At 55.9% G+C, this 10915-nt stretch carries 10 protein-coding genes, 1 tRNA gene and 2 pseudogenes; 7 read left to right on the top strand and 6 right to left on the bottom strand.

Annotated elements, in window-relative coordinates; all coding sequences use genetic code 11:
* The 6 genes and pseudogenes from B5G40_RS10675 to B5G40_RS10650 form a co-directional block, all read left to right on the top strand.
* Positions 1-753 (top strand): annotated as a pseudogene (locus B5G40_RS10675) (collagen-like protein); the annotation flags it as partial.
* A complete protein-coding gene (locus tag B5G40_RS10670) occupies positions 754-1257 on the top strand; it encodes a hypothetical protein (protein WP_087399597.1) in 504 nt (167 codons plus the stop codon). It begins immediately after the preceding pseudogene.
* Between the two features lie 35 nt (positions 1258-1292).
* Positions 1293-2672, top strand: coding sequence for an N-acetylmuramoyl-L-alanine amidase family protein (locus B5G40_RS10665; RefSeq protein ID WP_087399596.1), 1380 nt, complete (start codon positions 1293-1295; stop codon positions 2670-2672).
* 1 nt (position 2673) lies between these two features.
* Complete coding sequence (locus tag B5G40_RS10660; protein WP_087399595.1) at positions 2674-3141, top strand: phage holin family protein; 468 nt, start codon at positions 2674-2676, stop codon at positions 3139-3141.
* A 59-nt stretch (positions 3142-3200) separates the two neighbouring features.
* A pseudogene (locus B5G40_RS10655) lies at positions 3201-4055 on the top strand (nucleoside recognition domain-containing protein); the annotation flags it as partial.
* 104 nt (positions 4056-4159) lie between these two features.
* Positions 4160-4236, top strand: a tRNA-Arg gene (locus tag B5G40_RS10650).
* A 201-nt stretch (positions 4237-4437) separates the two neighbouring features.
* Here the strand turns inward: B5G40_RS10650 and B5G40_RS10645 are convergent.
* The 3 genes from B5G40_RS10645 to dpaL form a co-directional block, all read right to left on the bottom strand.
* Positions 4438-4944 carry a hypothetical protein gene (locus tag B5G40_RS10645; RefSeq protein WP_143383403.1) on the bottom strand — a complete coding sequence of 169 codons (507 nt, stop codon included), beginning with the start codon at positions 4942-4944 and terminating at the stop codon, positions 4438-4440.
* A gap of 140 nt (positions 4945-5084) precedes the next feature.
* Positions 5085-6119 (bottom strand): ornithine carbamoyltransferase, encoded by a 1035-nt coding sequence (locus tag B5G40_RS10640; protein WP_087399592.1) that lies wholly within the window; start codon positions 6117-6119, stop codon positions 5085-5087.
* A 176-nt stretch (positions 6120-6295) separates the two neighbouring features.
* Positions 6296-7510, bottom strand: coding sequence for a diaminopropionate ammonia-lyase (gene dpaL, locus B5G40_RS10635; RefSeq protein WP_206407231.1), 1215 nt, complete (start codon positions 7508-7510; stop codon positions 6296-6298).
* 173 nt (positions 7511-7683) lie between these two features.
* Here dpaL and B5G40_RS10630 point away from each other — a divergent pair, with 173 nt between their 5' ends.
* Positions 7684-8268, top strand: coding sequence for a TetR/AcrR family transcriptional regulator (locus tag B5G40_RS10630; RefSeq protein WP_206407230.1), 585 nt, complete (start codon positions 7684-7686; stop codon positions 8266-8268).
* A 56-nt stretch (positions 8269-8324) separates the two neighbouring features.
* Here B5G40_RS10630 and B5G40_RS10625 read toward each other — a convergent pair whose 3' ends face one another.
* The 3 genes from B5G40_RS10625 to B5G40_RS10615 form a co-directional block, all read right to left on the bottom strand.
* The gene (locus B5G40_RS10625; RefSeq protein ID WP_087399590.1) at positions 8325-8915 is read right to left on the bottom strand and encodes a TetR/AcrR family transcriptional regulator; all 591 of its coding nucleotides are present in this window, start codon (positions 8913-8915) and stop codon (positions 8325-8327) included.
* 123 nt (positions 8916-9038) lie between these two features.
* Complete coding sequence (locus tag B5G40_RS10620; protein WP_164496950.1) at positions 9039-10385, bottom strand: transglutaminase-like domain-containing protein; 1347 nt, start codon at positions 10383-10385, stop codon at positions 9039-9041.
* Positions 10386-10400: 15 nt separating this feature from the next.
* Entirely contained in the window at positions 10401-10892 is a 492-nt protein-coding gene (locus tag B5G40_RS10615; RefSeq protein ID WP_087399589.1) for a hypothetical protein, read from the bottom strand.
* Positions 10893-10915: the final 23 nt, after the last annotated feature.

Genomic DNA, 10915 nt, shown 5'->3' with positions numbered 1-10915 from the left:
ACGGGAGAAACCGGCCCACAGGGACCTGCCGGTGCTGTTGGCCCGCAAGGAGCGCCTGGTGAGAAAGGCGAAAAGGGCGAACCGTTCACTTATGATGATTTCACCCCGGAGCAGCTTGCGTCGTTGAAGGGCGAAAAGGGTGACAAAGGAGACCCTGGGGGACAAGGTGAGCCTGGCCCACAGGGCCCCAAGGGAGATCCGGGTGAGCCTGGTCCTGTGGGTCCCCAAGGGGAAAAAGGCGAAAAGGGTGACGCCGGCCCGGCCGGCCCACAAGGCCCGCAGGGCGAAAAAGGTGTTCCCGGAGAACAGGGGCCGGAAGGCCCCCAGGGCATCCAGGGTGTACAAGGTCCGACAGGTCCGCAGGGACCTGCAGGTGCGGATGGATCGCCCGGAAAATCCGCTTATCAATCCGCTGCTGAGGCGGGCTACACCGGAACTGAGGCAGAGTTCTACGCCGCGCTGGTCAGCCTTCAGAACGCCCCGTTCCTGCCTCTGAGCGGCGGGACAATAACTGGCAATTTGCAAGTTGTTTCTATTACAGGAATAGATGGTGGTAAATTTGATACTAGTGGAATAAATGTTGCAGGTTCTTTTACAACCGATGGCGATGTTACGTTTGATTTAAAAGGTTGTGTAATAAACGGAGTAAATGACCCTGTAAAAGAAACGGACGCCGCCAACAAAGGCTACGTTGACGACCTTGTAGGCAACATCAACACCGTTCTGGACACCATCAACGGGGAGGTGGTCTAAGTGGCAAACACTACAGCGGATAAGCTGGCAAAGCTGAACAGCACAAAAGCCGCCCTGAAATCCGCCATCAACGGCAGCGGCAGTACCGTGGGAGACGTGTTCAGCGCATACCCTACCGCCATCACCAGCGGAAAGTCAGCCATCGCCCAGGCCATCACGGACAAGGGCGTGACCACGGCGGCAAACGCCACGTTTCAGCAGATGGCGGCGAATATTGGGCAGATTGAGAGTGGGGGCGGATTCGCTGGAACGGCAACGGTTACGTTCGTTGTTCCACATACGTATTCCGAGAGAAAAATAAGATACATTGACGAAAACTATGATCTTGTGACAAGCACCAATGAATCCGTGCAGATACCTATTCCGCAGATTGTGTATATCGAGTTTGGAGGGGGAAGAGAAAGCTACCACGATTTCCAAGGAGATTGTTCTTATATTTACAACTCTCTGATCACTGGAGTCTATTATATTTACGGAGACACGACGTTCACCGCTTCAATCTAAAAAGGCACCAACTCCCATCTGAGAAAGGAGACCGAATGGCAAACGCTCTGATTATCGACATCCCTTTCCCATCCATCGACTCTGTAGAACTGTTTGTCAACAAATTCCGCTATTCCGTGGCACAGGTGGCCGCCCAGGCCCAGGCCAAGCGGCCGGACTGCAAAGTCTACGTTGTCACGGGCGGGATGTGGAACGCTGACGGCTCCGCCTGCCCGCTGCTGAAGGCGGATGGGGAATGGATCTCTCCCAAGCCGTGGAGCTCCTACGGCTATGCCTGGGACAGCGGACCCGATATCATGCTGACCCTGGACCGGGATGCCAAGGACAACTTCTGGTCCACCACCTGCCTCATCGGACCCAACGGCCCCATCGAGAAGCCCAGCTACGACAAGAAGGGCCAGGGCGGGAAGCGTGGAAGGGCAGGCATCGGCACGAAACAGGGCTATCTGCGGCTGTACGCCTCCCAGGACGGGACAGCGGACGCCCGCACCCCGGAGGCCCTGCGGGACGACATGGCCGCTGACGGCTGCACCTCCTTCGTCATGGGGGACGGCGGCGGGTCCGCCCAGTGCTGGTTTGACGGACAGTCCATCCAAGGTGATGGCCGGAAGTGCCACAACTACATCATCGTTTATGTAAAGAAAGAAACGGCGGATACGCAGGACAAGGAGGATAAACCTGTGAGCAAGCCTATTGTATGTTTGGACCCCGGTCACGGCCCTGGGTGCGTCAATGGCTCCCCGGACGGGACCTACAAAGAATGTGACTTTACCTGGGATATGTACACCCGCCTGCGGCCTTTGCTGGAGACACAGGGCATTACCGTTGTGGGCACCCGGGAAAAAGAGAGCGATTATCCCAGCCAATCCGCACGGGCCTCGGTGAGCAACCGGGCGGGGGCTGACCTGTTCGTCTCCCTTCATTCCAACGCCGCCGGGAGTTCTGCCCGGGGATTTGTGGCCTTCACCTCCGCGCCCCCGGAGACGGCAGCCCGGAACAAGCTGGCGGCCGCTATCATCAACCGCGTCCACGCCGCCGGTGTGGTGCTGTGGGGGAGCGGACTGGCCCACGAGATGTACACGGTGCTGGCCGCCACCACCGCCCCGGCGGTGCTGCTGGAGTACGGGTTCCACACCAACGCCCAGGACCTGGCCCTGCTGAAGGATACCGTCTACCGGGACAAGCTGGCCCAGGCCACCTGCGCCGGGATCTGCGACTATCTGGGGCTGGAGGTCAAGGAGCCGGACCAGGAGAGCGGGCAGCCCAATGAGCCGGACGGCTGGGCCAAGGAGGCGTGGAGCAAGGCCGTAGCCGCCGGGATCTTCGACGGCACCCGGCCCCGTGACGGGCTGACCCGGCAGGAGGCCGCCGTGGTGCTGGACCGGCTGGGGCTGCTGCCGGAGAAAGGAGCCTGACATGGAGCATATCAATTCCTTCAAGGCGGCAGTGGCCGCCCTCTGTGCCGCCCTCACCGCCCTGTGGGGCTGGTTTGGCTGGGTAGTGGTGGCCTGGGTGGGCTGTATGCTCATCGACTACGCCACCGGCTCCGCTGCCGCCCTGCGGGCGGGGGAGTGGTCCAGCAAGTCGGCTAGGGACGGCATCTGGCACAAGCTGGGCAGCGTGGTAGCCGTCATCGTGGCGGCCATTCTCGATACAGTTATTGGCCATCTGCTGGGCAACGTGCCCGGAGTGGAGCTGCCATTCACCTACACGGTGCTGCTCTGCCCTCTGGTGGTCATCTGGTACATCCTCACCGAGGCGGGCAGTATTATTGAGAACGCCGGCGCTCTGGGGGCGCCCATCCCGGTCTGGCTTACAAAAATGATTGCGGCATTGGAGTCCAAAGTAGATCAGGCGGGGGATAATATGTCATCTAAAGAATGATAAACGCAAACAGCCCTTTGGACTTCCGAAGGGCTGTTTTTATTTGCATTATTATATATACTATATGTATGGGATTCGGATGTAATGCCGCCGGTGTAGTGGGATGCCGCATCATCGATTCTCCCCGGGAACGGCTGATAGCCATCCTTACCAACAGTTTTGTTCCTTGCAATGGGCGATTCCCAACCCTGATTGCTCTGATCACCATGTTTTTTGTGGGTACGGCAGGAGGGTTGTGGCAGGGAATGGTATCCTCACTGCTGCTCACCGGGGCCATTCTGCTGGGCGTGGTTATGACCTTCGGCATATCTCGTCTCTTATCCAATACGTTGCTGAAGGGGATTCCGTCGGCCTACGCCCTGGAGCTGCCGCCCTACCGCCGCCCCAGAGTGGGGCAGATTCTGGTACGTTCGGTGCTGGACCGTACGCTGTTCGTATTGGGGCGGGCGGTCGCCGTTGCCGCGCCCGCTGGTTTGGTGATCTGGCTATGTGCCAACATTACTGTAGGAGGAACCAGCATCTTGGGCTGGTGCACTGGTTTTCTGGACCCCTTCGGCCGGTTGTTGGGCATGGACGGCACTATTTTGATGGCCTTTATATTAGGCTTCCCTGCCAATGAGATTGTGATCCCCATCATTCTCATGTCCTATCTGTCCACTGGAACCTTACAAGATACGGGAAGCCTTGAGGCTCTTCGGGAACTGTTGGTGGTAAACGGCTGGACTTGGACCACAGCACTGTGTACCATGCTGTTTTCTCTGTTCCACTGGCCATGCTCCACCACCTGCCTAACCATCGCGCGGGAAACACGCAGTGTAAGATGGACGGTGCTGGCTGTGGTCATCCCAACAGCGCTGGGAATCTGCCTTTGTTTGCTGACAGCCACTGCCTCAAGGCTGCTGGGGGCAGTGTAAATAAGAGCTGACTGGAAGTTTTTTAGGAAAAATCAAAATTAACTCTTTACAAACAGGGGGATGATTGCTATAATAATCTGGCACGTTAAAAGAACGTGTCAGATGCGCCCGTAGCGCAATTGGATAGAGCGTCAGATTCCGGTTCTGAAGGCTGGGGGTTCGAGTCCCTTCGGGCGTACCACGAAGAAATCCTGTAACCACAAGGGTTACAGGATTTCTTTTTTGCTTTTGCGGATTGTTTTCCCTTATGGTTTCCCTTATTGCTTACTTGGAGAGGGAAAACACGTTTGACACATCTGTTTTTGATCGGCTCTTGTAGTCATATCTTTTGATTATTCGCTTTTTATAATAGTAGGTACAAAAATGATGTTAGGATAGAACTTTATAATTTGTAACCTTGTTTGCGATATTCCTCAATCAGCTCGGCGGCTTTTTTGTTTTCTTCCATTCCCTTTTTATCAAAATGATCCGAGATAAAGCCGATAAGCGCAAGGACAGCAAGGATCATGCACACGATGCCCGGCCACTTCATGGAAAAGAAATAGTTGATAGCCAAGCCAATGGCTGCGATAACGATAGCACCGATGATTCCGGTCACAGGCGATTCCAGGCTGCTTTTGTAGTCGGCGGCCTTTTTCAGAGTGTCCTTCAACCTCTGCTTCGTCATTTCGTCCAGAACTGACAAAAGCATCCCTTTTTCACGTTCAGAGAGTGCCATGTCCAGGATCCTTTTACGCAGCATCAAAAAATCCTGCTCAGTAGAACACATTTGAAGCCAGTCGGAGACCTTCTGCCGTGTTTCTGCTTCCATCACCTGCTTTTCAGCCGCTCGTTCCCGGTCGCTGGGATGTAGTAGTTCTAGTATGGTTCGTTTGGCCGGCCTGCGCATGATCAGGCCGGGCGCGCTCTGCTGTTTTTAATAAGTAGATGCTCTGTTGTACATTGATCTGATTCCCGCATTGTGTGCAGAATGCGGTCTCTTTAGCCCGGCGGCATTCGTGGAGATATCCATGAAAACTCCTCCTTTACTCAGCGTCTGCCACCCATGGTCAGATCCATAACAGCCTTGACTGTATGCAGTCTGTTTTCGGCCTCCTGATAGATGATGGAGTGAGGACCGTCAATGACGGAGTCCTCTACCTCGTTGACCCGGTCGGCGGGCAGCGCGTGCATATAGATGCTGTTCTCAGAAGTGAGATCCATCAGCTCCTGGGTGCACTTCCAGGACTTATTCTTTGCCAGACGCTCCAGCTCCTCCTGGGTCAGGGTGGTGTTGCCCTCGCGCTTCTCATCGGTGGGAGCCTTCTTGCTGTCGGCGTACCAGCTGCCCCAGTTCTTGGGGATCACCACATCGGCCCCCTCAAAGGCCTCACGGATGTTGTGGGTGATGCGGATGGTGCCGCCGTTCTTCCGGGCGTTCTCCTCCGCCTGAGCGATCACCCAGTCGGGCAGCTCGTAGCCCTCGGGATAGGCCAGGGTGACCTCCATCCCGTAGCGGGGGAAGAGCAGCGCCTGGGTGACGGGCACAGAGATGGGCTTTTTGTGGGTAGTGGCGTAGCACCAGATGATGGAGACCTTCAGGCCCTGGGTTTTGGTGCGGCCAAAATGCTCCTGAATGGTCATCAGGTCGGCCAGACCCTGCATGGGGTGGTACAGGTCGCACTGGAGATTCAGAACGGGCACTCTGGAATACTTGGCCATCTCACGGATGTAGGCGTTGCCCACGCCCCAGCCGCAGTGACGGCAGGCAATGGCGTGACCGTAGCTGGAGAGGATCATTGCCGTATCCTTGGCGGAATCGCCGTGCTGGATCTGCATCTTGCTGGCATCCAGGAAGTGGGCGTGGGCGCCAAGCTGGGTGGCGCCGGCCTCGGTGGAGTTGCGGGTACGGGTGGACTCGTCAAAGAACATCATAAATACGGTCTCGTCCCGCAGGCTTGCGTGGGGGATCTTCCGAGCGAATTTCAGTTTCAGATCATAAGCTGTGTCCAGGCAGGTATCGATTTCTTCGTTGGTCCATTCCTGCAGAGTGATCAGATGCTTGCCGCCCATAGAAGTTACCATAATATTTCCCTCCGTTTTAGACTGATTGATTGATCAAATTTAAGGCAATTTAAAACGAGCCTGTGGCTCGCATTAGTTTGATTAGTCAGTCAGATTTTCTGTGCTCATTATATGACAAAGCTCTTTTTGTGTCAATCTTCTATTCTGGACAAAAAAATCAAAAGAAATTTAGGCATTCAGACGGAGACATCGGCCCCGTTCCATACGATATCGCGATAACGCTGGGGATCAGTGTCGCCCTCGGTAGAAAAGAGAAGTACGCTGGAGGTTTCATCAAGGCCGATCGCCTCCCGCAACTCGCGGTACTCCGCGTTCTCCATCAAAGTGGCCAGCAGGCCCATTCCCACTGCGCCGCTTTCTCCGGAAACCACCTGGGGATCGCCTTTGCAGGGGGCGGACAGCATTCTCATACCTTTGGCAGCCACCCAGTCCGGGCAGGAGACAAAGAAGGAAGCGTGATTGCGCAGAATGTCCCAGGAAATTGTATTGGGTTCTCCGCAGGCCAGGCCCGCCATAATGGTTTGCAGATCGCCGTCCACGGTACGCAGCTGTCCGTCACCTGCTACGGCACCCCGGTAGAGGCAGTCGGCAGCCTGGGCTTCCATGATGATGGTTTTGGGGGGATTTTCGGGGAAGAGATCGTGGAAGAAGCCTACCACTGCACCAGCCAGGGAGCCTACCCCCGCCTGCACAAAAATGTGGGTGGGACGGGCGGCGCCAAGGGACTTGAGCTGCTCGGCGGCCTCCATAGCCATGGTTCCGTAGCCCTGCATGATCCAGGCAGGGATTTCTTCGTAGCCATCCCAGGCGGTGTCCTGCACTACGACGCCGCGCTGGGTTTCCGCAGCCTCGGCGGCGGCAATACGCACACATTCATCATAGTTGACCTCCTCAATGGTGACCTTGGCACCTTCCCGGGCAATGTTGTCAAAGCGGGACTTGCTGCTGCCCTTGGGCATATGGACAACGGCCTTTTGTCCCAGGCGGTTGGCAGCCCACGCCACACCGCGGCCATGGTTGCCGTCTGTGGCGGTAAAGAAGGTGGCCTGTCCAAATTCTTGCTTGAGCTGGTTGCTGGTCAGGTAATCATAGCTCATCTCGTCTACAGATTTACCAAGTTCTTTGGCAATGTACCGGGCCATGGCAAAAGAACCGCCCAGGACTTTAAAGGCATTCAGACCAAACCGGTAGGACTCATCCTTGACAAACACATCCTTCAGCCCCAGCTGTCCGGCCATACGGGAAAGCCTGGCAAGAGGGGTAACAGCGTATTGGGGAAAACTCTGGTGAAATCTGCGGGCCCGCTGCACCTCATCCAGAGCCATGACGCTCAGCTGCTGGTCCCCGCTTTTGGGCATTTTGTTGGCGCTCCACTTGATGACTTCCATAATGATCCTCCATTTCTGACGGTTTTGTGCCGGTGTATGGCAAATATATCACATCCCAGAGAATAAATCAACTAGTCAGTCAGCTTAATGGATTTGATTTTTTACGACCGGTTTGATATACTGATGATACGAAATGGATGGCAGAAAAGAGGATGCCGATCATGGAATATAATCCTATGGAAGAAACGATCCTGGCTGCGGCGTTTGAGGTGGTAGACAGGGAAACACTCAACGGGACCCGTATGCGTTTGATCGCAGAGGAGGCCGGAGTGGTGCAGTCCAATCTCCACTACTATTTCAAGACAAAACGGGACTTGCTGCTGGCCCTGCTGCGCTATATCCAGAAAAACTTTTCAGAAAAGCGAGAGGCGGTACTCAACCAACACTCCAATACCCTGGCAGATAAGTTGGCTGGTTTCTTTGAGCAGAAAAAGCAGATTATTGAGGAAGAACCTCAATATGACAGAACACAGTTTGACTATTGGTGCATGGGACGGGTGGATCCTGAGATCAACGAGGAGTTCTATCAGTCTTATGAGATCTGGAGAAAGCATATTGCAGAAACCATTCGTCTGTATGATCCTGCAGTAGAAGCAGAAACGGCCGCCCTTCTGGCTCATATCATGGTTTCCATGATGATGGGAGAGTCCCTTCAGGTGCTGAATTCCAAGCTGACAGTAGATTTGGACCTGTATGCGTCCCTCTGCTGCGATATGCTCATGGAATACCTTCACACCGCTCCATCAACTGTACAGGCATGATAAAAGCGCCCCCGGAAAGAATCTCTTTCCGGGGGCGCTCTCTGTATAGGAACCAATCAACCTGCTTGATGCAGCTTGTTTAGCTCCAGAAGGATCAAATTTGTGCATACCTCAAAATAGCGATCCAAATCAAAGTCGGCACGATTCATAATCTGCATGACGGCGCCTACGAACATGGATACCATAATATAGCCCAGTGCGCGCTGGGTTTCGGCGGGAATTTCGGGATAAGCCTGCGCGATCAGGCGGATGGCCTGTTCCCGCCAGCCCTCATAACTCTCGTCAAACAACTCCTGCATCTCCGGCTCTGTATGAGCATACAGCCAGAAATCGATCTGTACCGTTTCATAGCGCCAGTCTTCGTCCAACAGGCGTCTGGGCTCCTGGAAGAAATGCGCGATCTGACTTTCAACGGGTGTGTCCGGATCCACAGCATCCTGCTTGCGGCGCTCTGTAAACGTATCCTGAATCATGCAGAAGAGTGCCTTCATCAGTGCATCTTTTGTTTTAAAGTGATAGTGCAGATTGGACTGGGACATCCCAGCTTCTTCAGCGATCAGGTGCATCCTGGTTCGGCTGATGGTTTCCCTTGCTACGACCTCCAGGGCCGCGTCCAATATGGTTTTTTCCTGTGGTGTAACCTTCATCTTTCCCACGCCTTAGTTCCTTTTTTTATCATTTTATCGTTTTAGGTGAAGCCTGTCAAGGAGCGGGGTCCTGGTTACAATGGCCCGGAAGGTCGGATGAGTCCTCCGACAGTAGGATGCCTATCAGGTTTCTCCGGGCAGCAGCTCAAACTCCAGAAGCTCCTGACTGGTCTCCCGCTCCGAGGCATCCAGTCCCCGGCCGCCCACCATCAGTTCGCCTACCTGATTGTCATAGGGGTCCTGCCGCCAATCCTGCACGGGTGGCGTCAGAGACGCCTGGAAGGCGCTGTTTGCCACCATGCGCCAGGGGTCCAGACTGCCGAAGTAGTGCCGGCGGCGCTCGGTCTCTCCATTGCGCCGGGCCGAGGAGCCAAAGGAGCAGTCTGCCCACAGCCAGCCATGGGGCGCCAGATAGAACATGGCCCAGTCGTGGGGGCCAACACTGTCCGGCCGGACGGCCAGGCCGCTCTGCCACCGGGCGGGGATGCCGGAGATGCGGCACAGGGTGATGAAAAGCAGGGCAAATACGCCGCAGTCTCCCCGCAGGGTCTTGGCGCACTGGTCGGCGATACAGTCTAGTTGGAGGTATGCGGGCTGGTAGCGATAGTCTACCTGGCCGGTCACATAGTCATAGATAGCCCGGGCTTTTTCTGCCGGTGTGGAGCACCCCCAGCAGATTTCTTTTGCTAGTGCCCGCAGATAGGGGGTAAAGACGATGTGAGGAGCCTGCTCCTCCAGATCGAAGGTGGGCTGAACGGGGTCCAGCGGCAACGCCATGGGATCGGTATACTTGGCCCAAATGAGATAGCGGTAAGTCACGGAGAATGTATCCACCCCCTGCGTCCGCCACCACATGGTGCGCTGAGGGGCACATTCCGGAGCGGCTATGCCGCCGGGGGTGTGGTCCAGAATCTGAATCTGGCTCTGCTGGGGACAGGCGGCGGGGATGGGCAGCCAGGCCTGAACTTCTTGCCTGGTCACCGGCACCAGGGAGCGGATGGTGGCCCGCAGCGTGATGCGGGCGGTGAGGGCACCCTCAGCCTCCATCTTGGCCAACACGGCGTCCCGGGCGGAGTGATCCTGGGGCTCCTGTATGAGACCGGGGGCTTCTCTGGGGTAAATACGCAAAGATTCCAGGAATCGCTCCTGACACCGCAGTTCCCCGTCAACCATGCGCCAGTCGATGCGCCCGTGGTCCACCAGAGTGTCAAACTGTTCCTCCGTGCACTGGGGCCACTCTGCGCGGATCATAGCCAGGGCCTCGGCACGGGAGTAGGGGTAGTCGTGAGGCAGACGGGTCAGCCGCAGCCGCTCCGCCTCCAGGCGGAGAGCCAGAAGAGGCTGGGTGCGGCTGGCCAAACGCTGGTCGATGAGCCGGATGGCGCCTGCCAGGTCGCCCATCTCCTTCCGGCGGGCAATGTCTGCGGGCAGCGGATCGTTCAGGTGCAGAAAAGCGTCGTTTTTGGTCATATGGCAGGCCTCCATTTATGAATCTTTGGTGATATCCAGTCCCTGTGTTCCAATGTCTACAGAGCCGTCCTTCAGAGAGATGAAGGGGGAAAACTCTGCCGTCTCGTCCTTGTAGGTCAGACGGATGGTAGCGTCGGCGAAGATATCGCTGGCGTTGCACTGGAGGATAAAGGGCTGGCAATCCGGGTCCTGGTAGATCAGAATGGGCTGGGAGGTCTCTAGATCGTTGCGGTACAGGGACAGCTCCATACCCGTATATCTGGGGATCACCAGATAGTAGTCTCCGGCGGAGAGATAGTGAACAGGCAGGCTGTCATGATCCAGATAATGCTCCACATAGTAGTCCAGATCATCGATTTGCTGATATCCCAGGTAGGCCACGGCATAGTACTGTCCGTCCTCAAAGGGAATGGTATCCTGTTTGGAAGCCTCAGGCTGAGAGGTACAGCCGGAGAGAAGGCCCAGACAAAGGAGAAGAGCGGAGAGGCCACAGGTCATTTTTTTCATAGCGCATCCTCCAAATCTGCCAG

It is taken from the genome of Flavonifractor sp. An9, from assembly GCF_002161245.1.
Lineage (GTDB): Bacteria > Bacillota > Clostridia > Oscillospirales > Oscillospiraceae > Flavonifractor > Flavonifractor avicola.
This window is presented reverse-complemented; position numbering and strand designations above follow the sequence as displayed.

Coding starts and splice junctions, on each gene's coding strand:
- B5G40_RS10660 (WP_087399595.1), top strand. CDS start 2,674: ATGGAGCATATCAATTCCTTCAAGGCGGCAGTGGCCGCCCTCTGTGCC.
- B5G40_RS10640 (WP_087399592.1), bottom strand. CDS start 6,119: ATGGTAACTTCTATGGGCGGCAAGCATCTGATCACTCTGCAGGAATGG.
- B5G40_RS10665 (WP_087399596.1), top strand. CDS start 1,293: ATGGCAAACGCTCTGATTATCGACATCCCTTTCCCATCCATCGACTCT.
- B5G40_RS10615 (WP_087399589.1), bottom strand. CDS start 10,892: ATGAAAAAAATGACCTGTGGCCTCTCCGCTCTTCTCCTTTGTCTGGGC.
- B5G40_RS10620 (WP_164496950.1), bottom strand. CDS start 10,385: ATGACCAAAAACGACGCTTTTCTGCACCTGAACGATCCGCTGCCCGCA.
- B5G40_RS10630 (WP_206407230.1), top strand. CDS start 7,684: ATGGAAGAAACGATCCTGGCTGCGGCGTTTGAGGTGGTAGACAGGGAA.
- B5G40_RS10625 (WP_087399590.1), bottom strand. CDS start 8,915: ATGAAGGTTACACCACAGGAAAAAACCATATTGGACGCGGCCCTGGAG.
- B5G40_RS10645 (WP_143383403.1), bottom strand. CDS start 4,944: ATGCGCAGGCCGGCCAAACGAACCATACTAGAACTACTACATCCCAGC.